Origin of the sequence: Paraburkholderia atlantica, from assembly GCF_009362785.1 — a bacterium.
GTDB lineage: Bacteria > Pseudomonadota > Gammaproteobacteria > Burkholderiales > Burkholderiaceae > Paraburkholderia > Paraburkholderia atlantica.
On the sequence record NZ_WHNQ01000004.1, the window covers coordinates 159,374 to 181,286 of the forward strand.

Annotated in this window: 20 protein-coding genes; 12 read left to right on the forward strand and 8 right to left on the reverse strand. The window is 64.2% G+C overall.

What is annotated here, in order from left to right:
• Nucleotides 1-118 precede the first annotated feature (118 nt).
• Both GCT19_RS07370 and GCT19_RS07375 read right to left on the reverse strand, forming a co-directional pair.
• On the reverse strand, nt 119-1,021 hold the full coding sequence (locus GCT19_RS07370) for a LysR family transcriptional regulator (RefSeq protein ID WP_152851507.1): 903 nt from the start codon (nt 1,019-1,021) through the stop codon (nt 119-121).
• A gap of 104 nt (nt 1,022-1,125) precedes the next feature.
• On the reverse strand, nt 1,126-1,881 hold the full coding sequence (locus tag GCT19_RS07375; RefSeq protein WP_152851508.1) for a 2OG-Fe(II) oxygenase: 756 nt from the start codon (nt 1,879-1,881) through the stop codon (nt 1,126-1,128).
• A 212-nt stretch (nt 1,882-2,093) separates the two neighbouring features.
• Between GCT19_RS07375 and GCT19_RS07380 the strand changes: the two genes are divergently transcribed.
• Together GCT19_RS07380 and GCT19_RS07385 are read left to right on the forward strand one after the other, a co-directional pair.
• Nucleotides 2,094-2,741 (forward strand): DsbA family oxidoreductase, encoded by a 648-nt coding sequence (locus GCT19_RS07380; RefSeq protein ID WP_152851509.1) that lies wholly within the window; start codon nt 2,094-2,096, stop codon nt 2,739-2,741.
• Between the two features lie 29 nt (nt 2,742-2,770).
• A complete protein-coding gene (locus GCT19_RS07385) occupies nt 2,771-3,253 on the forward strand; it encodes a type II CAAX prenyl endopeptidase Rce1 family protein (protein ID WP_227749211.1) in 483 nt (160 codons plus the stop codon).
• Nucleotides 3,254-3,306: 53 nt separating this feature from the next.
• Here GCT19_RS07385 and ppnP read toward each other — a convergent pair whose 3' ends face one another.
• Nucleotides 3,307-3,627, reverse strand: coding sequence for a pyrimidine/purine nucleoside phosphorylase (gene ppnP / locus GCT19_RS07390; RefSeq protein WP_008917257.1), 321 nt, complete (start codon nt 3,625-3,627; stop codon nt 3,307-3,309).
• A gap of 413 nt (nt 3,628-4,040) precedes the next feature.
• Between ppnP and GCT19_RS07395 the strand changes: the two genes are divergently transcribed.
• Nucleotides 4,041-4,328: a BON domain-containing protein gene (locus tag GCT19_RS07395; protein WP_311734590.1), complete on the forward strand. Its 288-nt coding sequence runs from the start codon at nt 4,041-4,043 to the stop codon at nt 4,326-4,328.
• 90 nt (nt 4,329-4,418) lie between these two features.
• Here GCT19_RS07395 and GCT19_RS07400 read toward each other — a convergent pair whose 3' ends face one another.
• Nucleotides 4,419-5,198 (reverse strand): hypothetical protein, encoded by a 780-nt coding sequence (locus GCT19_RS07400; RefSeq protein ID WP_035490753.1) that lies wholly within the window; start codon nt 5,196-5,198, stop codon nt 4,419-4,421.
• Between the two features lie 517 nt (nt 5,199-5,715).
• On the opposite strand from GCT19_RS07400, the gene GCT19_RS07405 reads away from it, so the two are divergent.
• The 4 genes from GCT19_RS07405 to GCT19_RS07420 all read left to right on the forward strand — a co-directional run bounded on the left by GCT19_RS07405 (nt 5,716) and on the right by GCT19_RS07420 (nt 10,250).
• Entirely contained in the window at nt 5,716-6,873 is a 1,158-nt protein-coding gene (locus GCT19_RS07405) for an L-dopachrome tautomerase-related protein (protein WP_018434273.1), read from the forward strand.
• Between the two features lie 247 nt (nt 6,874-7,120).
• Nucleotides 7,121-8,326, forward strand: a complete 1,206-nt coding sequence (locus GCT19_RS07410; RefSeq protein WP_152851510.1) for a paraquat-inducible protein A — start codon at nt 7,121-7,123, stop codon at nt 8,324-8,326.
• Nucleotides 8,323-9,618: an MlaD family protein gene (locus GCT19_RS07415; protein ID WP_152851511.1), complete on the forward strand. Its 1,296-nt coding sequence runs from the start codon at nt 8,323-8,325 to the stop codon at nt 9,616-9,618. Before GCT19_RS07410 ends, GCT19_RS07415 begins: the two co-directional genes overlap by 4 nt.
• Nucleotides 9,615-10,250 (forward strand): PqiC family protein, encoded by a 636-nt coding sequence (locus GCT19_RS07420; protein WP_152851512.1) that lies wholly within the window; start codon nt 9,615-9,617, stop codon nt 10,248-10,250. Before GCT19_RS07415 ends, GCT19_RS07420 begins: the two co-directional genes overlap by 4 nt.
• A 30-nt stretch (nt 10,251-10,280) precedes the next feature.
• Here the strand turns inward: GCT19_RS07420 and GCT19_RS07425 are convergent, their stop codons facing one another.
• The 3 genes from GCT19_RS07425 to GCT19_RS07435 all read right to left on the reverse strand — a co-directional run bounded on the left by GCT19_RS07425 (nt 10,281) and on the right by GCT19_RS07435 (nt 12,646).
• Nucleotides 10,281-11,273 (reverse strand): bifunctional helix-turn-helix transcriptional regulator/GNAT family N-acetyltransferase, encoded by a 993-nt coding sequence (locus tag GCT19_RS07425; RefSeq protein ID WP_152851513.1) that lies wholly within the window; start codon nt 11,271-11,273, stop codon nt 10,281-10,283.
• A gap of 171 nt (nt 11,274-11,444) precedes the next feature.
• Complete coding sequence (locus GCT19_RS07430; protein WP_013092127.1) at nt 11,445-11,804, reverse strand: protocatechuate 3,4-dioxygenase subunit alpha; 360 nt, start codon at nt 11,802-11,804, stop codon at nt 11,445-11,447.
• The gene (locus GCT19_RS07435; protein ID WP_152851514.1) at nt 11,804-12,646 is read right to left on the reverse strand and encodes a gallate dioxygenase; all 843 of its coding nucleotides are present in this window, start codon (nt 12,644-12,646) and stop codon (nt 11,804-11,806) included. Before GCT19_RS07435 ends, GCT19_RS07430 begins: the two co-directional genes overlap by 1 nt.
• Nucleotides 12,647-13,036: 390 nt before the next feature.
• Here GCT19_RS07435 and GCT19_RS07440 point away from each other — a divergent pair, with 390 nt between their 5' ends.
• Complete coding sequence (locus GCT19_RS07440; protein WP_152851515.1) at nt 13,037-13,738, forward strand: GntR family transcriptional regulator; 702 nt, start codon at nt 13,037-13,039, stop codon at nt 13,736-13,738.
• A complete protein-coding gene (locus tag GCT19_RS07445) occupies nt 13,735-15,042 on the forward strand; it encodes a LysR family transcriptional regulator (protein WP_018434266.1) in 1,308 nt (435 codons plus the stop codon). Before GCT19_RS07440 ends, GCT19_RS07445 begins: the two co-directional genes overlap by 4 nt.
• 72 nt (nt 15,043-15,114) lie before the next feature.
• Here the strand turns inward: GCT19_RS07445 and GCT19_RS07450 are convergent, their stop codons facing one another.
• Nucleotides 15,115-17,250 (reverse strand): tetratricopeptide repeat protein, encoded by a 2,136-nt coding sequence (locus tag GCT19_RS07450; protein ID WP_152851516.1) that lies wholly within the window; start codon nt 17,248-17,250, stop codon nt 15,115-15,117.
• A gap of 229 nt (nt 17,251-17,479) precedes the next feature.
• On the opposite strand from GCT19_RS07450, the gene GCT19_RS07455 reads away from it, so the two are divergent.
• The 3 genes from GCT19_RS07455 to GCT19_RS07465 all read left to right on the forward strand — a co-directional run bounded on the left by GCT19_RS07455 (nt 17,480) and on the right by GCT19_RS07465 (nt 21,884).
• Complete coding sequence (locus GCT19_RS07455; protein WP_152851517.1) at nt 17,480-17,890, forward strand: DUF2946 domain-containing protein; 411 nt, start codon at nt 17,480-17,482, stop codon at nt 17,888-17,890.
• Between the two features lie 82 nt (nt 17,891-17,972).
• A complete protein-coding gene (locus tag GCT19_RS07460; protein WP_152851518.1) occupies nt 17,973-20,342 on the forward strand; it encodes a TonB-dependent receptor in 2,370 nt (789 codons plus the stop codon).
• A gap of 36 nt (nt 20,343-20,378) precedes the next feature.
• Complete coding sequence (locus GCT19_RS07465) at nt 20,379-21,884, forward strand: PepSY-associated TM helix domain-containing protein (RefSeq protein ID WP_152851519.1); 1,506 nt, start codon at nt 20,379-20,381, stop codon at nt 21,882-21,884.
• The last annotated feature ends 29 nt before the right edge of the window (nt 21,885-21,913 follow it).

Genomic DNA, 21,913 nt, shown 5'->3' on the forward strand with positions numbered 1-21,913 from the left:
GCGCCCACTATACGGCGCGCAAGGCCGATGCCGAAGTGCCGATACGGCAACGCTGCCGTCTCGTTTCGCTAATGCTCGATGGAGGAACCGCGGCGCGACGTCCGTGTGGGGGAATCGACTAAGGCTGATTGCCGAGGAACGACACCAGCGCGGCCGCGCTCGCGCTCAACTGCTCGCGCGCCTTGAAGATGATGATCAGATGACGCTCGGCCCAGGGATCGGCAAGCGGCAGGAGCCGCACGTCGAGCGTGTTCACGTACAGCAGGCCGACCGGCTCGGGGACGACCGCAATGCCGAGCCCCGCATGCACCATCCGGCACAGCGCATCGAGACTGCTCACGCGCATCCGCACGTCGAGCTGCCGGCCCGCGCTCGCCGCCTGCTGGGCGAGCAAGCGCGTGAGCGCGCTTTCGCTGCGCAAGCCGACGAAGCTGTCGTGCAACAGATCGTCGAAGCTCACCCGTGCCGCGCTGGCGAGCCGATGCCCGCCCGGCACGAGTACCGCGAGCCGGTCCTGCCGGTATGGCACCTGCTCGAACGCCTCGCTGCCCGCAACCGGATTGCAGATGCCGAAGTCCGCACCGTGTTCGTCGACGATACGCAGCACGTCCGCGCTGTTTTCCTCTTCGAGTTCGATCGATACGTCCGGGAACGCGCGGCCGAACGCGGCGACGTCTTCAGGCAGAAACTGCACGATCGACGACAGATTCGCGACCACCCTCACGCGCCCTTTGACGCCCGTCGAAAAGCGCGACAACTCCGCGCTCATCTGCTCGATATTGCCGATGATCGCGAGCGCGTAGCGCAGCACGGTTTCGCCGACCGGCGTCACGGTAATGCCGCGCGACTGCCGCTGAATCACCGGCAGTCCGATCAGCGCCTCGATCTCGGCGATGCGCCGGCTCACCGCCGACGACGCGATGAACTCGCGCTCCGCAGCACGCGCGATATTGCGCTCCTGGCAAACGGCGACGAACAGACGCAGCGAAGTGAGATCGAGTTTCTTGAGCAGGTTTTCCATGGGACGAGGCGACGGGCGTTACGACAATGGCGGCGGATCGCTGCAATCGTGGAGCTTATCGTCTCACGGCGCGCAGTGTTGCGCCATTGCGCCGGCCTCGATCCTCACAACGCATCATGAAAGATGATGCCGACCGTATGCCGATGCCCCGAGCGCAGGCGGCTCACGCCATGCCGCAGATTCACGCGATACGGTCCGCGCGTGCCCTGCACCGGCCGGCTGTTCACCGTGAACACGACCGCGTCGCCCTTCGCGAGCGGCACGACTTCGGCGCGCGACTGCATGCGCGGACGCTGCTCGGTCATCACGAACTCGCCGCCGGTGAAGTCGCGCCCCGGCTCCGACAGCAGCACCGCGACCTGCAGCGGGAACACATGTTCGCCGTACAGATCCTGATGCAGGCAGTTGTAATCGCCTTCGCCGTATTGCAGGATCAGCGGCGTCGGCCGCACCTGGCCGGCATCATGGCAGCGTCGAATGAATTCCGCGTGCTTCGGCGGATAGCGCACGTCGATGCCCATCGCCCTGTTCCAGCGGTTCGCGACCGGCACGAGATGTGGATACAGCGCGCCGCGCAAGCCGTCGACGAGCGGCGGCAGCGGATACGCGAAGTACTTGTATTCGCCGCGGCCGAAACCGTGGCGCGTCATGACGATGCGGCTGCGATACAGCGCGTCGCGTGGGTAGAGCGCGCTCAGCGCGTCGCGTGGGTAGAGCGCGCTCAGCGCGTCGCATTCGCGCGGCGTCAACAGTTGCGGCACGGCGGCGCAGCCGTATTGATCCAGATCATGTTCGATCCGCGGCCAGTCGAGTGCGTCGACGCGTTGGTCGATGGTTTGGGTGGGAGCGATAGCGTTCATCGTCGATGAGAGGGCGGCCGGGCTCGTTGCCCGCGCCGCGAAAGTAGATAGCTCGATGCGCTTAGTGTACGAGTGTGGCGGCGGGAAAACACTCCGGGTCTTGCGGTCAAATTCGACAGCACTGCACGGGCGGACGATTCACGCTACGCTGTCGGTACCGTTGCGGCCGCATTTGCCCGGCCGCCTCGCAGTTCATTTCGCCAGGGACAACCATGAAACAGCAGCTCACCATCGATTTTGTTTCCGACATCGCCTGCCCGTGGTGCGCGATCGGCCTGTCGTCGCTGCAGCTCGCGCTCGCGCGGCTTCAGGACAAGATCGACGCGCGCATCGTCGTGCATCCGTTCGAACTGAATCCGCAGATGGGACCGGACGGCGAAGACATCGTCGAGTATCTCGGCAAGAAATATGGCCGCACGGCTGCACAGATCGCCGAAACGCAAGCGATGATCCGCGAACGCGGCGCGAGCGTCGGCTTCGATTTCGGTCCGCGCACCCGCACCTACCACACGTTCGACGCGCACCGCCTGCTGCATTGGGCGGGCCTGAAGGGCCAACAGTTGCCGCTGAAGCTCGCGCTGTTGCGCGCCTATCACGCCGACGGCAAGAATCCGGGCAATCATGACGTGCTGGTCGAAGCGGCGCAGTCGGTCGGACTCGACGCGGCCGAAGCGCGCGAAGTGCTGACGAGCGGCGCGTATGCCAGCGAAGTGCGCGAAGCGGAAAAGAACAATCAGGAAATGGGCATTCAATCGGTGCCGTCGATCATTTTCAATCGCCGCTATCTGGTGACGGGCGGCCAACCGGTCGAGCAATTCGTGCAGGTGATCGAGGAGATTCTGGCAAAAGAGACGGCCTGAGATCCTGCCAATCGCGAACGGAGCCCATATTGCACGCGCTGACGGTTTTAACGAAAAGAAGCTGGAACGAGGTGCCCCGATGGGGGCTGATAATCGGCGGCGCGGCAATCATGTTTTTCGGCCAGATCGCGCTGATCTTCGCTCAATACGCGCTGTGGGGCGCGCCGCCGCCGCATAAAATCCCGCTCGCCGATAAACCGATCCTGGTTCAGCTGTTCTTTATCGTCATGCTGATGCCGTTGCTGGAGACGATCGCCGGGCAATGGCTGCCCATTCGGCTCATTAGCGGCGTTTTTCGTTTGTCGTGGCGGGTTGCCGCAGTGGGGTCGATTGCGTTGTTCACGCTGATGCACGGTTACGTCGATCGTGCGGTCGTGTCGATTCTGTTGGGTGCGGTGGTGCTGGCGGCGGTGTTTATCGTCGAAGCGAAGCGTAATGGACGGCCCGTTCTAAGCACCTGGCTCACGCATGCACTCGCGAATGCTTGCGTGTTGTCTCTTCAACACATGTGAGCAAGGATGGCTTGGACCCATTGCCCAAGCCGTCGCGAGTGCCTTAAAACCGCTTACAGATAGCTGCAAACATAGTCGAGCGTTTCGACCACATCGATATCGAAGCGGCTCTTGCCCGGCACCGAGAACGATTCGCCCGCGCCATAGGTCTTCCACTCGTCGCTGCCGTCGAGACGGATGCGGCACTTGCCCGCCTGCACTTCCATCAGTTCCGGCGCGTCGGTGCCGAAGTTCAGCGTGCCGGGAAGGATCACGCCGAGCGTCTTGCGGGTGCCGTCGGCGAACAGCACGGTGTGCGATACGCACTTGCCGTCGAAGTACACGTTGGCTCGTTTGACAACAGAAACCTGGTCGAATTGCGTTGCAGCCGTCATGGCGGTCTTCCTCTGGGTCATCATCGTGAATGGATGCGTTGCGGCCCGTTGGGCGCGGCAGACGGCGCGCGATCCGCGCAAGCCGCCCGCGCGGGGCTCCGGCCCGGGCGCGAGCCCGCCATGATACAGGCTATTGATGGCGCCAATACGGTAAAGTCTGCCACAAGCGTATCGACACAGTGCCGACGACGTCCATGCGATGTCGCTGGCGAATCTCGAGTACTGCACGGTCGTCACCAGGACGCGCTATTGGGCAACCGGTAACCGCATTAGCCGGAACTCATATACGGCGAATTCCCGGTATAGGAGGACATGTGAGTAAAGTCAGCGCAAACACCATAATTGGCGCAATCGCAGCGGCAGCGATTGCGATCGGCACAGCGACCTGTGCGAACGCACAACCTGGTGGCGGCATGCCGACCGATGCTTCCGCGCAAAGCCAGTCCATCGCGGCGTCGCCGGCTCGCAACAGACCCGATAGCGAACTCGCGCGCGACGTGCGGCGCGCGCTCGCACGCACACCGAATCTGCATTCAACGGCGATTCACGTGCAGGCGCGCCGCGGAGTCGTGACGCTGACCGGTTGGGTGCCGCAGCGCGCCCAGGTGCAACGCGCGGGCAGTGTCGCGAGATCGGTGCGCGGAGTCCGGCAGGTGATTAACCATCTGAACGTGCGCACGAGAGGAGCCAGCGGTCATTAGCGCAAAGCGAATAAAAGAAAGTACTCAGCCCGGCACGAATGCGCCCGGCTGAGTACTTTCAATCGATGCGCGAGAGTTCGCCGCAATCCCTCAACGCCACATACGATAGCCATACACCGGCGGCGCACGATACGCATAAACGCGCGGCTGCGCCCAATAGACCGGCGGATGATAAACCTGATAAGCAACAGGCGCGGCCGGTTGAATCACCGTTTCCACGACCTGCGGCATTTCTTCGTATTGCGCCTGCGGATAAACCGGCACGTACTGCACGGGTGGCTGCGGATAGTCCTGCCGCACATAAACCGGCTGGTTGTCGTAGACCGGTTGCATCTGCGCGTAGGCCGGCGCCTGCTGGTATTGCATTGGCGGCGGCGCGTATTGCGGCTGCTGGTACACCTGCTGATATTGCTGTTGCGGCGGCGGTGGCGGTACCTGACGCTGCGCATACTGGACCGGCTGCGGCTTCTGAGGCTGCGGCGGAATACTCGTGTACTTCGAGTTATCGTCTTCTGGCACGCCCGGCGGCAGCGGCGGCACGTCGACCCGCGCGACGTCGGTCTTCGCGGGTTGCCGCTGACCGTGATTGTGCGAGTCGATCATTGCCTGGTAATCGGCCTGATCCTGCTTGCCGCGATTGATATAACCATTGCGATACGCGCGGGCCACGTCCGACATCTTCGCGTTCGGATCTTCTTTCATGCCGTCCGCATTGACCTTGTACTCGTTCGGACTGAGCGAGCCGGCCGGCACCTCGTCGCCGGACGCATACGCCGCTTCGGGTCCGTCGGCCCACGCTGGATAACACTGCAGCGTTAGCACCGAAGCGACCGTCGTCACCCCGAGCCCCCAAAGCGCACTTGTTCTCATGATCCACCTCACGGCCGATTAAGAGTATTGAAAGCCGAAATTTTTACTTGCAGGCGTGGCTATTTCTCTGCGCGTGCAATTGTTATTTTCTAGCACATTCCTTTGACGCCGGCATTATTTTTTCTTTGCAAATGAGCGGTGTAGCGCACGACTGACACGGCGGCTCCAAATGCGAGGCAGGAGAAACCCTGAGAGTCAAAGTTGCCGAAATGGACCGCCTGGTACGGCGGCTCCGCAAGCCGCCGCGAAGCAATTCTTTTCGCCATGAATGACTTGGTAGCGACGCGGCCTTTTAGCGCGCCAGTTCGCATCAAGCACTGCGCGACAACTCGGCTTTCCCTATTGCGCGACCTGCCGTTCTCTGCTCGCGCGAAACTCAAACAATATGCATAAAGGACGATGCGCAATTCAAGTGAATACCTTTCGAAAGATTCGCGGATTACGATCTACTTTATCTATGCCCGCGGCATTCGCTTTGCTGAATACGGACATTTCCACTCTGCCCCGGAGGCAGCCCATGAAAGACTCCGTCACGCCACCCGCCGCGGATAGGGTTCCGCTGACCGCCGCGCCCGCATCGAGCGCCGATGACGACGGCTCGCGGCCGCATCTGCGCGAGATCGCATCGTTCGGGCATCAGGTTACCGGCGTCGCCGTCGCGGCGGACGGACGCATCTTCGTCAACTTCCCGCGCTGGACAGAAGACTCGCCGATCTCCGTCGGCGTACTCACGTCCGATGGCGACGTGCGTCCTTATCCCGACGATCGCTGGAACGGCTGGCGCAATGCCAGGCGTGACGAGTTGAACCCGCAGGATCGCTGGGTCTGCGTGCAGGCAATGCTGTGCGATTCGCAAAACAACCTGTGGGTGCTCGACCCCGGCGCGCCGGCCCAGTCCTTCGTCGTGCCGGGCGCCCCTAAACTGGTCCGCATCGATCTTGCGACGGATAGCGTCGTCGGCTGCATCGCGTTTGCGCCCGAGATCGCTCCTCAGGGTAGTTATCTGAATGACGTGCGCGTGAGTCCCGACGGCCAGTTCGCCTACATCACGGACTCCGGAACACGCGGGGCGATCGTCGTGGTCGATCTCGGCACGGGTCAAGCGCGCCGCGTGCTCGACGGGCATCCATCGACGCAAATGGATCCGAGCGTCACCGTGCATGCAGGCGGCGCACCGTTGCGACGTCCGGATGGACGCGGCGTCGAATTTTCGGCCGACGGCATCGCGTTGACTCGCGATGGACGGTATCTGTACTGGCAGGCCTTGAAGGGCAAAACGCTTTACCGCGTGCCCACCGAAGCGCTTCGCGATACCGCGCTCGCGGCCGACGAAGTCGGCAACCGCGTCGAGAAAGTGCTCGAGCATCGACCCGCCGACGGCCTGCATATCGACCGCGCGGGCCGCCTGCTGATTACCGCGGTGGAAGAACATGCAGTGAAGGTATGGGACGGCACGACCTTGACGACGCTGCTGCACGAGCGCGGCCTGCGCTGGCCGGATACGTTCGCGGAAGGGCCGGATGGCACGATCTACCTGACCGATTCGCGCATCCCCGAGATGAACTGGTTCAAGCCGGGCCATCCGGACGCGCTGCCTTCGAGGTTGCTGATCATTGCCGACGCCGCTCCATCCGCCGCGCCGGACACCCAAGCGGGCACGCCGCCCGGCTCGTAAAGCGAGGCCGAGCGGAACTGCTCAACCGACTGACGCCATACCGCAGCCGCCGACCATCAGCGCTCCCCGGCGTGCGCAGGTCGCCCGGGAACGCGCAATGCTAGTGGAGGAAATGGAGCTGGCGCGTGCCAGCGCGCCTGCCGTGCATTCACGCGCCAACCGGCGCCGGGGGTCGAGGGATGATCGGCGAAACCTCATTTGCAACGCACTGCCCGCCTGAAGACGGACAGCCGATGGAGAACGTCGCATGACGATCGGCTGCCCCGAATGCGGCGCGCTGGAAGACATCCCGCCGCTCGCCGCACACACCTACGCGCGTTGCCGCGCCTGTCATTTTCCGCTCGAGCGGCGTAACGGCCGAAGTCAGACCGCGGCGCTCGCCTGCGCGAGCGCAACCTTCGTGTTGCTGTTTCCGGCCAACCTCGCGCCGCTGATGTACGTGCACATGCTCGGCGTCGAGCACTCGTCAGTGCTGTCGTCGGGCATCGTGCAGATGTGGAACGACGGCTGGTTCATTCTCGCGGTACTGCTCGGCACCTTCGGTATCGTGCTGCCGTTCGTCCGCTTCGGCGGCCTCGTGGCCGTCCTCGTCGCGCTGCGGCTCGGCTGGCGTACCAGGGCAATCGGCGCGCTGTTTCGCTGGACCACCTCGCTCGATATCTGGGCCATGCCCGATGTCTATCTGGTCGGCGGCTTCGTCGGTTACGCGCGCGTGACGCAGAATCTGACCGGCACGATCGCTCCGGGCGGCTACTGCTTCATCGCCGCGGCGCTGCTGTCGATGCTCACGCGCGCGTCGCTCGACCGAAGAACCGTGTGGCGCGCGATCGCCCCCGACAACGAGTTGCCGGAACACGAAGCGCCGCTGTCCTGCACGGTTTGCGATCTGGTCGTGCCGATGTCGCAGGAGGGGCGTCCCTGCCCTCGCTGCGCGCTGACGTTGCGCGCTCGCAAAACCGACGCCGTCGTGCGCGCGGCTGCGCTGTCGCTCGCCGCGCTCGTTCTGACGATCCCGGCCAACGTGTTTCCGATGACCAGTTCGATGCAACTCGGGCAGATCCAGTCGACCCGGATCATCGACGGCGTCTACCAGCTGTTCCACGTGGGCCTGTGGCCGCTCGGCATTCTGATCATCTGCACGAGCATCGTCATTCCGGTGGCGAAGATTGTCGGCATGGGCTGGTTCATCGTCTCCGTCCGGCGCCGTTCGCGTCGGCATCTGCGGGTCAAGGCGCATCTGTATCGCCTGATCGACGAACTCGGACGTTGGTCGTTCGTCGACGTGTTCACGATCGCCGCGTTCGTGCCGCTGATCCAGTTCGACGGCATCGCGTCGGCCAGACCGGCGATCGGCGCCACCGCGTTCGCGCTGGTCGTGTTCCTGACGATGGCCGCTTCGCGCGCATTCGACCCGCGCCTGATGTGGGACGTCCACCCGCGGAGCAAGCGATGAGCGGCACGCGTCCCCGTCGTTCGCAAGCTCAGGTGCGGCGCAGCCCGTGGCCCGGCTGGATCTGGGCGGTGCCGGTCGCCGCCTTCGCGATGGCCGGCTGGCTCGGCGTTCGCGCGCTGACGCAACAGGGCGGGACGGTCACGGTCACCTTCGACAACGCATACGGCATGAAGCCCGACGATACGATCGTCACGCTGCGCGGCGTGAAGGTCGGCGCCGTCTCGGAGATCACGCTCGCGCCCGATGGCCAGCACGTGCAGGCCGAGCTCAAGATAGATCGCGCCGAGAAGAAGTATCTGCGCAGCGAGACCAGGTTTTTTCTGCGCGGCGCACATGTAGACCTCAACGATCCAGCGTCGCTCAAAGGCGTGCTGTCCGGCCCCGAGATCGTGATGGAGCCTGGGCCCGGTGAACCGACGTCGCGCTTCGACGGTGTCGATCGCCGCCCCGCGCTCGCACCGGGGCACGGCCCGGTCGTCACTTATCTGGTGCGCTTCGACGGTGCCGTCGGCGACCTGAAGAGTGGTGCCGATGTGCAATTGCGCGGTTTCGACGTGGGCACCGTCACCAGCGTGCGCCTGAACTACGACGCACGCACGGGCGCGCTGAGCACCCCGGTAGAGATCGCGCTGAACCCGGCGCAGCTCGGCATCGTCGGCGCGCCGCCGCCGGCCAACGGCGACTGGCGCCCGCTCGTCGACGCCATGCTCGGCCGCCTCGTCGCCACGGGCTTGCGCGCGCGGTTATCGCAAGATCCGCCGGTCGTCGGCGCGGACAAGATCAACCTCGACTTCGTGCAGGGCGCGCCGGTCGCGACGCTCGCCAGCGAGGACGGCCTGCCCGTCATTCCGAGTGTCGCCGCCGCGAATCTCGACACCACGATGGCGAAGGCCAACGAGGTGATCCAGAAAATCGACGATCTTCCGATCCGGCAAACCGGCGAACAGGTCCGCAGTATCGCCGCGCACATCAACGCGCTCAGTTCGTCGCCGCAGATCAAGGACAGCCTGACCCACATCGACCACTCCGTCGCGCAGATCGATCACACGTTGCAGCAGGTCTCGCCGCAAATCGGTCCGCTCGTCGCGCAACTGCGCGACACGGCGAGCGCGGCAGATCGCACCGTTGCGGCGGCTAACCGTACGCTAGGCGGCGATGCGTCGAGTCAGAACGACCTGCCCGCCGCGATGCAGGAGCTGACCGACACGGCGCGCTCGATTCGGGCGCTGGCCGACTATCTGGACCGCCATCCCGAGGCGCTGATCCATGGCAGGCAGCAGGAGACTCAATGATGACGAGGTCCACGCTTCGCATCGGACGCGCCGTCGCGGCATCGCTCGCGACGAGCGTCTGGACGGCGGCGTTTGTCGTCTCGGTCGCCGCGATGACGCTTGCCGGATGCGGGCACAGCATGCCGACGCGCTACGTGACGTTGAACCCGATGCCCGCCGACGCGCCGCCAGCCACGGCGCCGATGCCACCGATTCAACTGACCGCCGTGCATATTCCCGCGGTGCTCGATCGGCTCGAAGTCGTCACGCTGGCTTCACAGAACCGCCTGACGATCGACGATAGCGACCGGTGGGGCGCACCGCTCGCTCAGATGATGCGCAAAACGCTTGCCCAGGACTTGCTCACGCGGCTGCCCGCCGGGTCGTTCGTCGTACCGGATGCGCCCGCGCCGCCGGGCACGCGCAGGCTGGTCGTCACCGTGTTGAACGCGACGGCCGACGCGAGCGGCACACTGAACTTGCAGGCGGAGTGGACGTTGTTGAACGGGCATTCGGATCAGGCGCCGCTGCGGCAGCAGGTGACGCTCGACTCCGCGATCGACGGACACGATGCGCCCGCGCAGGCGGCCGCGTTGAGCCGCATTCTCGCCGTCCTGGCCGACCGGATCGCAGCGTCGGTGGTCGCGCATTGACCGAAGGTATCGAGCTCGCTGCTGCGTCGATCACGCGGCGCCGCTACCGCCCTTCTTTGCGGAACGCCGGTTGAAACGCTGCTCGACGACGCGTGCTCCCCATTGCTCACCTTCCGATTCTTCGCTCAGCCGAAAACCGAACGACTCGTATAGATGGCGCGCCGCGTCGAGCCCCTGGAAGGTCCATAGATAGGTTTCGTCAAAGCGCTCGTCGACGAAACGCATCGCATGCGCCAGCAATTGCCGTCCAATCCCCAAGCCGCGCAAGGAATCGTCGACGATGAACCAGCGCAAATGCGCGACACCCGTGTCGTTGTCCCCGTCGATCACGACAGAAGCCAGCGTGCGGCCGTTTTCGACGTAAAGCCAAAGCCCTTTGCCTTCTGCCGGCAATGCGCCCGCGAACTCCGCCAGCTCCGTCGCGACCTTCTTTTCGAAGAAGGCGCCGAAACCCCAGTGTTGCGCGTAATAGCGCGCGTGCAGACTCGCGATATCGCCGATACAGCCGGGTTGGTAGCCTGCCACGAATCCCGCGGACCCCGCTTCCGTCGCAGGCAGCTTGCTGACCTCGCCATGCGCCAGGGCGTCCGCATAAAGCGCGAGAGAACGGACCAGCGCCTGCTGGTCGGCGGGAACCATGCGACGCAGAGCGCCGGACACGCGATCGGTCGCGAACCGGTCGATCTTTTTACGCAGCTTTTGACCTTCGGCCGTCAGGTAGAGCTCGGAAGAACGGGCATCGTCGGCGCAGACCGCGCGCTCGACCAGCCCGCTCGCTTCGAGCTTTGCGATCTGCCGGCTCGTATTCGATTTGTCGAGCCGCAGGATGGTCGCCAGATCTTTCGCGCTGATGCCCGGCGACATGCCGATCTCGATCACAGCATGCACGGCCGAGGGCGCCAGATCGCTGTCGGCGAGCGTCGTGCGCATGAAGCCGAGTTCGCGAACCAGCCGGCGGGAAAACTCGCGCAGTTCGAGAATCGTCGTGTCGCGAGGCTTGGCGGGGGCTTCGATCAGATCCATGATGGCGCTCACATAGCAGTTGCGTTGCGCAATCAATATAGTTGCGGCCCGCAACTTAAGCAAACGCTAAGTTGCGGCCGACAGCGTTGCAACGCGGCATCCAGATGAAAAAAGCCGGGCTCGAACGAACCCGGCTTGCTTTTCCGTGCGCGCGCCTTCGATGCCCGGCCTTTAAACGGCGTCGGGAACCTGGCGGGTCTTCAGAAACTCTTCGAGCGTTTCACCACGCATGCTCGCGTACACGCCGAGATTGGTGATCTTCACGACGCGCGCGAACTTCTCGAGCACGAAGAAAGACACCCCATAACGGATCAGACCGATCCAGTCGGTGTTGTCGACCAGCGTGCGCTCTTCCGGCGTCAGGCCGGCCGCATCGTAAGCGGCGGTGCGATTTTCGAGCCACAGCGCGCGCGCCGACGCTTCGCGCATCTGCCAGAAAAAGCGGTTCAGGCGCATCGCCTTCATGCTCTGGCGGATATCGAACGGATACGTGCCGGTCAATTCTTCGACGCCAACCAGTTGCGGATTCATTACGCCACCTCTCCTTCGTAGATCGTCACGGCCATCGCGGTGCTGGTCGCAAGGTAGTAGCTGCGATGCAGCTCCCGGACCTTCTGGCCGAGCGCGCCGCGCATCGCGAGCCACATGATCGTCTCGACGCTTTCCGCGCCGCCGAGGCGCACGTAGTCGACGTGCTTCATGCTGGCAAGACGCTCCGGATCGTTGACGATCAGGTCGAGGAACTCCATGTCCCATTCGGTGTTGTTGAAGCCGCTGCGCTCGCCATGCACCTGGTGCGACAGCCCGCCCGTGCCAACCACCACGACCTTCAGATCCTGCTCGAACGATTCGATCGCGCGACGCAGCGCCTGGCCGAGCCGGTAGCAGCGATTCGCGGTGGGCAGCGGATACTGCAGCACGTTGACTTCGAGCGGCACCAGCGACAACGGCCAGCCGCCCTGATGCGGCAGCATCAGCGACAGCGGCGAATTGACGCCGTGATCGAGCGGGCGATCCTGGAAGACGGTCAGATCGAATTCGTCGGCGACCAGTTGCTCGACGATATGGATTGCCAGATCCGGGTGGCCGGCGATGTCCGGCAGCGGACGCTTGCCCGCGCCTTCATCGGCGAATTCGTGGTTGGGCGATACGCCGAGCGCGAAGGTCGGATAGCAATCGAAGAAAAAGCTGTTCGCGTGGTCGTTGTAGAACATCACCATCACGTCGGGCTTCTGCTCGGCCAGCCACTGCGCCACCGGTTCATAACCCTTGAACATCGGCGCCCATGCCGGTTCATTCTGCTTGCCCTTGTCGTACGCCAACCCGATCGTGGGTACGTGGGACGTGCCGATACCACCAATGATCCTTGCCATATTCGTTCTCTTCCGTCACTTCGTGCTGCTGCCAATCGGATAGGTCGCCTGGCTTACCGCGCTAGTCGCGGCGACCGTCTTGGGATACAAAGATAGAAATTGTGCCTCGATACGGGAAGCACGGGTATACCTCAGGTTGAGCCGGGATGATGGATGAAAACCCGGTATTCGCGGGCCAGGCGAGCCGATAACCCAGCCGCAGCCCAAGCTGCGTAGGGCTCTCTCGGTATCCCAAGCCCGTGCGGCGAGCCTTCCGCGGACTCCTCGCGCCCCGGCACACGATAAATAAAACAGATGGCCCTGAAAACAACTCGCAACGCACTTTTTCAACGCTTGGAGCGGTGCTGCACGGGTGGCTATACTGCGGTGCTTCCGACGAGCGACGAAACGATGAACGAGACGACCCAGCAAGCGATTGTGCAGACCTTACGCGAGAAGATCCTGTCGGGCGAATTGTCGCCCGGGCAGCGGCTCGTCGAAGCGCAGCTTGCACAATGGCTTGGCGTGTCGCGCACGCCGCTGCGTTATGCGTTGAGCGTGCTGTCGTCGGAAGGGCTGCTCGATCGTTCGGGCTCGCGCGGCTATGTGGTGCGCCGCTTCAGCGTGCGTGACGTCCTCGATGCGATCGACGTGCGCGGCGTGCTCGAAGGACTCGCCGCGCGCTCGGTCGCCGAGAACGGCGTGAGCCCGGCGCTTGCCGCAGCGCTCGACGAATGTTTGCGCGAAGGCGACGAAATCTTCGAGCAAAAGCATCTGCAGCCGGGAGACGACGTTCGCTACGCGCAGATGAACGGCCGCTTTCATGCGCTGATCGTCGAAGCGGCGCAGAACCAGGCGATCTCGGCCGCGCTCAGTCTGAACGACAAGGTGCCGTTCGTGTCGCCGTTCGCGATCGCGTTCGACGAATCGGCGCGCGAGCGTCAGTTCATGATGCTGATGTACGCGCATCGCCAGCATCACGCGATCGTCGACGCGCTGAAACAAGGCGAAGGCGCGCGCGTCGATGCGTTGATGAAGGAACACACGCACATCTCGAAGGAAAGCCTGAATCTGTCGCTGCCATCGTTGCATCTGATCGCGGGCGCGGCATGAGCAACGACACGCGTTCCGCCGACACCAGCCAGGCAGCCGCGAAAGCGCCGCTGTCGGTCAGCAGCAAGGACCTGCTCAATCTCGCGCAACTGCGCGCCTTCCGGCTCGTCGCCGATATGGGCAGCGCGACCCGCGCGGCGGCCGCGCTATTTCGCGCGCAGTCGGCGGTCACGCGCTCCGTGCAGGAGCTCGAGTCGGCGCTCGGCGTGCCGCTGTTCGATCGCGGTCCTTCCGGGATGCTGCCCACCGCGGTTGGCCGCGCGGTGCTGCATCGCTGCGAGCGGATCTTTGCCGAACTCGAAGAACTCGCGCAATGGTGCGCCGCGCGACAGACGCGCCGCCGTCCCGCCGCGGAAGCCGCATTGCCCGCGTATCTGCTCAACACGCGGCGGCTGCAACTGTTCGCCGCGCTCGCGCGGCATCGGCATATGCCGAGCGCGGCAAAAGCCTTCGGCATCAGTCAACCCGCGGTCAGCACCGCGATCCGGGTCCTGGAAAGCGGCTCGGGACTGAGTCTGTTCCATCGCAGCCCGCGCGGCATCCTGCTGACGCCCGAGGGCGAAACGTTCCTGCTGCACGTACGCCGCGCGCTGAACGAACTGCGCCACATCCCCGACGATATCGCCGCATTGCACGGCAAGATTCAGGGCTCGGTGACGGTCGGCGCGTTGCCGCTCGGACGCACGCTGATCCTGCCGAAGGCGATCGCGCGAATGACCACGGAGAATCCGGGCGTGCGCGTGGTCACCGACGAAAGCGCATACGAGACGCTGGTGGCCGGTCTGCGTGCCGGCGACATCGACTTCATTCTCGGCGCGCTGCGCGACAACGACGCAACGAGCGGCCTGAAGAACGAGCGGCTGATGTCGGAAGACATGGTGGTGCTGGTGCGCCGCGGTCATCCGCTGACTCGAGCGCACGATCTGACCATCATGGATCTGCGCGACGCGCAATGGATTCTGCCGCGCAGCAACGCGCCGGCGCGTGCGTTGTTCGAAACGCAGTTCAAGCGGATGAAGGTGAAGCCGCCGCTACCGACCGTCGAGACCGCCGACCTCGCGGTGATTCGCGGTCTGCTGCTCGGCACCGACATGGCGGCGGCGTTGTCGGCGCAGCAGCTGCATCACGAGGTCCAGTCCGGGCAACTGGTGGTGCTCGACGTACCGCTGCACAACACGCGGCGCGAGATCGGCCTGACGATGCGCGCGGCCGGTACGCCGTCGCCAGCCGCGCGCGCGTTGATCGACGCGATCCGGCTGTCGGTCGTCGATGTGACGCGCACGGTCAGTATCGGCGCGACCTGAGCGTTCCCATCGCTGAAGGACCGCTTCGAACTATCGCCGTAGGGCCGGTATCACATGCAGCTCAACGAGGCGTCATAGCGCGCCGCCGAATCGCTCGACGCACGCCTGCCGCACGCGCTCGACCGAGCTCGCCCAGTCCTCGCCCGGCGCGCGCCGGAACAGACGCAGCGTGTGCGGATACCACGGCGAATCGTCGCGCTCGTGCATCCACCGCCAATCCGCATCTCTTTCGGGCAGCAGCACCCAGCACGGCTTGCCGAGCGATGCGGCCAGATGCGCGATCGACGTATCGACGCAGATCACCAGATCGAGTTGCGCGACGATCGCCGCACTGTCCGCGAAGTCCGTCACGCGCGCACCGAGATCGAGCAGCGGCTGCGCGAGCGGCGGATTGCGCGCTTCGTCCTCGTCCTGCCCCTTCTGCAAGCTCACGAAATTCAGTCCAGGCACGGTCCACAGTGGCGCGAGCGTGGCGAGCGACGGCATCGAGCGATTCGCATCGTTGTGATGCTTCGCGTTGCCCTTCCAGACCAGACCGACTCGATGGCCGGGCGGTAGCGCGTCCAGCGTGGGGCGCCAGTGTTCGATGAGCGCGGGTTCCGCGCTCATCCGAGCGGGGCGCGGAATCGTATCCAGCGTCGTGCGCAGATACAGCGGCACGCTCAGCGGACTGGTCCAGCAATCGTAGGTCGCGGCGCGTGTGAGCGCTCCATGATGGTCGAGCACCGCATCGACGCCCTCCACCTTCGCGATCAGCCGATGCAACGCCGGTGCACACGCAAACGCAATATGCGCGGCCCCCAGCGCCTTCAGCAGCGGAACATAGCGGCTGAATTGCAGGATGTCGCCGAGACCGTCTTCCTGCCACAACAGCACGGACTTGCCCGCGAGCGGCTCGCCTTGCCATTGCGCACAACTGAGCATCGTCTGCGACTGTCGATGAACGAAATGCGGCTGCTGATAGCGGCATTCGTAGAGAGGCCAGCCCTCGTCGAAGCGGCCGAAGCCGAGCAGCAACACGCCGAGGCCGAAACGCGCCTCGGTATAGTCGGGTTTGAATGCAATCGCCTGCCGATACGCGCTTTCTGCCTCGGCAAAGCGCCCGATCTGGGTCAGCGCATTGGCGATGTTCGAATGCGCCTCGGCGAGTTGTGGCGACACCGCGAGCGCTTGCTGGAACGCGTCGAGCGCTTCCGGGAAACGCTCGAGCACGCGCAGCACACAACCGAGATTGTTGTGCGCATGGGCGAGCAGAGGTTGGCAGCGAATCGCGTCGCGATAAGCCTGCTCGGCTTCCTCGTAACGCTCCTGCCTGAACAGCGCCACGCCGAGGTTGTAATGCGCCTCCGCATAATCCGCCCGATGCGCCAGCGCTTCGCGATATGCCGCCTCGGCCTCGCTGACGCGATCGAGATCGACGAGCACCGCGCCAAGATTGAGATGCGCTTCCGCATAGTCGGGCCGGATAGCGATCGCGAGTCGGCAAGCCTGTTCTGCGTCCGCGAGATGCCGCATCGCCTTCAGCACGCCGGCGAAGTTATTGAGTGCCTCCGGATATTGCGGTTTCAGCGTCAGCGCTTCGCGACACGCGGCGTCCGCTTCCGCGAGACGCCCCAGTTCCATCAGCACGATGCCGAGGTTGTTGTGCAATTCGGCATGGCCACGCAAGCCGCGCAACGCATGACGATAAGCCGCTTCTGCTTCCTGCGGGCGTCGCAGGTCGCGCAGCACGATGCCGTGGTTGTAGTGCGCTTCGGCGTGGTCGGGGTGAATCGTCACCGCCTGCCGAAACGCCGCCTCCGCTTCGGCGCGATAGCCGAGCCCGTAAAGCACGTTGCCGAGTTGATAATGCGCGTTCGCGTCGAGCGGGCGCAGAGAAACCCATCGCTGATACGTCGATTTCGCGGCCGACAGGCGGCCGAGCGAACTGAACAGCGAGCCGAGACTCGCATAGACGTCCACGTAATCAGGCTTCAGATACAGGCACTGGCGCCAATAGTTCTCCGCGTCCGCCCACTGACGCAGCGCGAACGAACACGCACCGGCGATATTGAACGCATCGGCCCGCTGATCGTTCGGCAAACTGGTGTTTTCGAGCAGCGGCGCGACGAGCGGCAACGCGTCGGCGAACTGTCCGGCCGAACATAGCGCCACCGCCCGCTGGTTGATGTCTGCGATCGATGAAGCGGGCGTCTGCGTGAGTGTCATGTGTCGTGGCGATGTTTCAGCGGCGTGGCCGTGCGGCGGGTGCGCCGCTGTTGCGCTGTTGATTCGGTACGCGCACCTCGCGCGATTGCACAGCATAAGTGATTCGCCTCGGCCTCAGCGCCCCGAAATAGGCGCGTTTTCACCGTTAAATCCGCCGCTATACCCGTCATTACGAATGAAAGGATCGTGCGGTGATGCTAGAATCGGCCCCGTCTTTTCTTCGACGCTCATGACTCGACGCTCCCGCAACCAACTGACCGCATGGCTTGGCCTCGTCGCCATGTGGCTCGTCGTGTTCGCGCCGCTCGTCAGTCAGTTGCTCGAATCGGGCCGCGCCCACGAGCCGATTGCCGCGCTGTGTTCGGCGCTTCACCCGGCCGGCGCAAGCGATATCAGCGATGCGAGCGTCGTCGCTCAAACGAGCCCCGCCCCCGTGCATCTGAGCCACGACGATGCGTTCGGTGCCTGCGGCTACTGTCATCTGCTCGAACATCACGTCGCGATGCCGACGCTCGCTGCCGTCGAGCCGCCGGCCGCGCTGCCGCTGGCCGGCACCGCGCCGCCCACGCTGTCCACCCGCTTCACGCCGCTTGGCGCGTTCCCGTCGGGACGTCCGCGTGCGCCACCTGCCGTTTCCTGATCGCTGCCGGTTCTGATCGCGCCTTCGTCGCTGATATCGACGAAACCCGCGATCGCCTGTTCAATGCATCAAGGAAACGCTCATGTTCAACTTCGCGCTGCGAAGGCTGTCTTTTTGCGTCCGTCGTGACGCTGTCTGTTCCGCTCATCGCGGGGTTCGTCGTTCCGTTCGTTGGCCCGCGCTCGTGCCTGCTTTCGTGCCGGCTTTGGTCGCAACACCCGCGCATGCCACTGACGCCGATGCGACGCTGCCCGCCGTCAGCGTCAATGCCAGCGCAAGCGCAAGCGCCGCATCGCGCGCCGTCGACCCGAACCTGCCCGCCTCCGTCGAAACCGTCACACGCGATCAGTTCGCGAACTGGAACGTCGTCAACACCGAGGACGTGCTCAAGTACCTGCCGAACCTCGCGGTACGCAAGCGCTTCATCGGCGACCTGAATTCGATCATCGCGGTACGCGGCACCAGCAATACGCAGAGCGCGCGCGGCCTCGTCTATGCGGACGGTTTGCTGCTGAGCAACCTGCTCGGCAATAGCTATTCGTTTCCGCCGCGCTGGTCGATGGTGTATCCCGACGAAATCCAGCAGGTCGACGTAATCTACGGACCGTTTTCCGCGCTGTACCCTGGCAATTCGCTCGGCGCGACCGTATTGATCAGTACGCGCATGCCGACGCAGTTCGAAGCCAACGCCGACGTCAAGGCATTCACGCAGCACTTCAGCCTGTTCGGCGTGAACCAGAGTTTCAACGGTAGCGAAGTGAGCGCGTCGCTCGGCGATCGGATCGGCAAGTTCTCATACCTGCTCGGCGTCAATCATCTCGAGAACACCAGTCAGCCGCTGCAATTCGCGACGCTCGCGCAGTCGACCACGCCGGCGAAGGCCGGCGACACGCCCGTCACCGGCGCCTATTTCTACAACAACCAGACTAATGCGCCGACGGCTGTGCTCGGCGTGAACGGCGAAGGCATCGAGCACACGGTGCAGGACCAGTTCAAGCTGAAGATGCAGTACGACTTCACGCCGACGCTGCAGGGCGGCTTCACGCTCGCCTACTGGCACCGGACGTACAACAGCGAAACATCGACGTTCCTGCGCGACGCGAACGGCAACCCGGTGTACAGCGGCAACGTGTCGATCAACGGCTACCACTACACGATTCCGGCTGCCGCATTCGCGCCGAGCCTCGGGCACAGCGAGAACTGGCTCTACGGCGTGTCGCTGAAAACGCGCAACGCAGTCGGCTGGAACGGCGAGGCAATCGCGTCGTATTACGACATCGGCAATAGCGTCGCACGCACCGCGAATGCCGGCGGCCCCGGCAACGGTCCCGGCACGGTGCTGTTCGGCGACGGCACCGGCTGGAAGACGCTGGACCTGCGCGGCACCTTTACGCCCGCGACAAACGAGGCGGGACTCGCCAATCACGCACTGAGCTTCGGCTACCACTACGACAACTACTTCGTCGACAACCAGACCTACAACACGCTGGCCTGGCGTGACGGCGACGCGACCTCGTTCGCCAATGCGTTCACCGGCAAGACGCAGACGCAAGCTCTCTATGCGCAGGACGCCTGGCGTTTTCTGCCGCGCTGGAAGCTCGTCTACGGCGTGCGCTATGAAGACTGGCAAGCCTACGATGGTGCACAATCGCTGCCCGGCACGACGATCGCTTACAGCGACGCCAGCCAGCGTCACTTTTCGCCGAAGGCGTCGTTATCGTTCGATGTCAGCGACGATCTGACTTTGCGCGCGTCGATCGGGCGCGCTTATCGCTTTCCGACCGCGAGCGAACTGTTCCAGGGGCAAATCAATGGCTCCGCGATCGTCAACAACAATCCGCATCTGCAGCCCGAAGACGATCTGTCGAAAGAACTGAGCGCCGAATGGGCGCACTGGAATGGCGTGTTCCGCCTGTCGCTGTTTCAGGACGACGTGAAGAACACGATTTTCAGTCAGACCGACACCACCGTGATTCCGAACGTGACGAACTTCCAGAACATCGGCAAGGTTCGCTCGCGCGGCGTCGAATCGAGTTATTCAGGCGAGGACGTGTTCGTGCACGGACTCGATCTGCTCGCGAGCGTCGCGTACACGCAGTCGAAGATCCTCGAAAACGCGCAGAATCCGGCCTCGGTCGGCAAGTACTTTTACCGCATTCCACTGTGGCGCGCGAATCTTGCCGCGACGTATCACTTCGACGCGCGCGCGGCGCTGACGCTCGCCGCGCGTTACTCGGGCCGTCAGTACAACACGCTGACGAATACCGACACGAACCCCAACGTGTTCGGCGGCACCAGCACCTACACGGTCGCCGACGCGAAGTTCACGTTCAAGCCGACGAAGCTCAGCGAACTCGGCATCGGCGTCGACAACCTGTTCGATGCGCGCTACTTCGTCTACCACCCGTATCCGGGCCGCACGTTTTATGTCGAAGCGAAGCTGCATCTCTGAGCAACCCATCGCCCCCTTTTGCCCGACTAGGATTTCATGTCCACGACTCCAACCGCCGAACCCGGACGTGCTCAGAACGGTACGACCGCTGCCGCGACGAACGGCCCGGCACATCCAGGCTATAGAACACTGTGGCGCTGGCATTTTTACGCGGGCCTCTTCGTGATGCCGTTTCTGCTCGTGCTCGCTATCACCGGCACGCTGTATTGCTTTCAGCCGCAGATCGAGCCGCTGCTGTATCGGCAGCAAATGGTCGTCGCACCGCAAGCGGTGCCGAGACTGCCCGCCAACGTGCTGCTCGCGCGAGCGCGCGCGGCGATGCCGCCCGGCTCGGTCGCGACGACCGCGGTGATCACGCGCGATCCGCAGCGCAGCGCCGAATTCGTGTTTCGACTCGCAGATGGCACGCAGCAGAGCGTCTATCTGAATCCGTACAACGGCGATTTGTTGGGCACGCTGAGCGTCGAGCGTCGCTTGATGCAGGTGGATCGCATGATTCATCGCAAGCTGCTGCTCGGCAAGCCCGGCGAACTGCTGATGGAACTGGCCGCATGCTGGACGCTCGTGATGATCGGCACCGGCATCGCGCTATGGTGGCCACGCGGCAAATCGACCGCGCGCGCTGTGCTGCTGCCGCGCCTCGGGCTGAAAGGACGTCCGCTATGGAAAAGTCTTCATGGGGTCATCGGCATCTGGCTCGCGCTGGGCGCGCTTGCGTTCGTCTTGACCGGTCTGCCGTGGACCGGCTCGTGGGGCAAGCAGTTCAAGGCGTTCGCGACCGCGACGAAGCTGGGCGCGCCGCCGGGCGCGTGGGGCGGGTTGCCATTGCGCTCCAGCGTGCCGGGAGCGCAACCGGACCGCGCCGACCACGCGAGCGCCACGGGCGCCCATGCCACGCATGCCGACATGGACTCGATGCCCGGCATGGTCATGGACGACCTGCCGTTGCCGCTGACGCCGTGGGCTGCAGGCAACTTCAGCGTGCCCTCTTCTTCGGCCAGCGACGCGGCGCAGCCGCTGTCGCTCGGCCATATCGTCGCGCTCGCCGCGTCGCTCGGCATCACGGACGGCTACAGCATCGTGCTGCCGAACTCCGCAACCGGCGTCTACACGCTTTCCTGGTTCCCCGCGAATCCGCGAGATGAACGCACGCTGTACGTCGACCAATACAGCGGCGCGATCCTGAAGGACATTCGCTACGGCGATTACGGCGCGATCGCGAAGGCCGTGTCGTACGGCACGTCGCTGCATATGGGGCGCTACTTCGGCGTCGCGAATCAGATACTGTGCGCGGCCATTTCGGTCGGCCTTGCCGCGCTCGCTGCGACCGGCTTCGTGATGTGGTGGAAACGCCGGCCGCAACGCTCGCTCGGCGCGCCGTCGCGCGAGCGCGCCGCGCCGCCGATGCGTGGCTGGAAAGCCGGCCTCGTGCTGCTCGGCGTCGTTTTCCCGCTGATGGGCGCAACGCTCGTCGCGGTATGGCTGCTCGACCGGCTGGCTTTCGGCCGTGACTCACGACCGGAATTGAACGAAGTTGCATGAGACCCAGCGCAAACCGCGTCGGCGCCGCT

What these genes read in the sequence shown, in the direction of transcription:
- GCT19_RS07370 (WP_152851507.1), bottom strand. Translation starts at nt 1,021, where the DNA reads ATGGAAAACCTGCTCAAGAAACTCGATCTCACTTCGCTGCGTCTGTTC.
- GCT19_RS07375 (WP_152851508.1), bottom strand. Translation starts at nt 1,881, where the DNA reads ATGAACGCTATCGCTCCCACCCAAACCATCGACCAACGCGTCGACGCA.
- GCT19_RS07380 (WP_152851509.1), top strand. Translation starts at nt 2,094, where the DNA reads ATGAAACAGCAGCTCACCATCGATTTTGTTTCCGACATCGCCTGCCCG.
- ppnP (WP_008917257.1), bottom strand. Translation starts at nt 3,627, where the DNA reads ATGACGGCTGCAACGCAATTCGACCAGGTTTCTGTTGTCAAACGAGCC.
- GCT19_RS07395 (WP_311734590.1), top strand. Translation starts at nt 4,041, where the DNA reads ATGCCGACCGATGCTTCCGCGCAAAGCCAGTCCATCGCGGCGTCGCCG.
- GCT19_RS07400 (WP_035490753.1), bottom strand. Translation starts at nt 5,198, where the DNA reads ATGAGAACAAGTGCGCTTTGGGGGCTCGGGGTGACGACGGTCGCTTCG.
- GCT19_RS07405 (WP_018434273.1), top strand. Translation starts at nt 5,716, where the DNA reads ATGAAAGACTCCGTCACGCCACCCGCCGCGGATAGGGTTCCGCTGACC.
- GCT19_RS07410 (WP_152851510.1), top strand. Translation starts at nt 7,121, where the DNA reads ATGACGATCGGCTGCCCCGAATGCGGCGCGCTGGAAGACATCCCGCCG.
- GCT19_RS07415 (WP_152851511.1), top strand. Translation starts at nt 8,323, where the DNA reads ATGAGCGGCACGCGTCCCCGTCGTTCGCAAGCTCAGGTGCGGCGCAGC.
- GCT19_RS07420 (WP_152851512.1), top strand. Translation starts at nt 9,615, where the DNA reads ATGATGACGAGGTCCACGCTTCGCATCGGACGCGCCGTCGCGGCATCG.
- GCT19_RS07425 (WP_152851513.1), bottom strand. Translation starts at nt 11,273, where the DNA reads ATGGATCTGATCGAAGCCCCCGCCAAGCCTCGCGACACGACGATTCTC.
- GCT19_RS07430 (WP_013092127.1), bottom strand. Translation starts at nt 11,804, where the DNA reads ATGAATCCGCAACTGGTTGGCGTCGAAGAATTGACCGGCACGTATCCG.
- GCT19_RS07435 (WP_152851514.1), bottom strand. Translation starts at nt 12,646, where the DNA reads ATGGCAAGGATCATTGGTGGTATCGGCACGTCCCACGTACCCACGATC.
- GCT19_RS07440 (WP_152851515.1), top strand. Translation starts at nt 13,037, where the DNA reads ATGAACGAGACGACCCAGCAAGCGATTGTGCAGACCTTACGCGAGAAG.
- GCT19_RS07445 (WP_018434266.1), top strand. Translation starts at nt 13,735, where the DNA reads ATGAGCAACGACACGCGTTCCGCCGACACCAGCCAGGCAGCCGCGAAA.
- GCT19_RS07450 (WP_152851516.1), bottom strand. Translation starts at nt 17,250, where the DNA reads ATGACACTCACGCAGACGCCCGCTTCATCGATCGCAGACATCAACCAG.
- GCT19_RS07455 (WP_152851517.1), top strand. Translation starts at nt 17,480, where the DNA reads ATGACTCGACGCTCCCGCAACCAACTGACCGCATGGCTTGGCCTCGTC.
- GCT19_RS07460 (WP_152851518.1), top strand. Translation starts at nt 17,973, where the DNA reads ATGTTCAACTTCGCGCTGCGAAGGCTGTCTTTTTGCGTCCGTCGTGAC.
- GCT19_RS07465 (WP_152851519.1), top strand. Translation starts at nt 20,379, where the DNA reads ATGTCCACGACTCCAACCGCCGAACCCGGACGTGCTCAGAACGGTACG.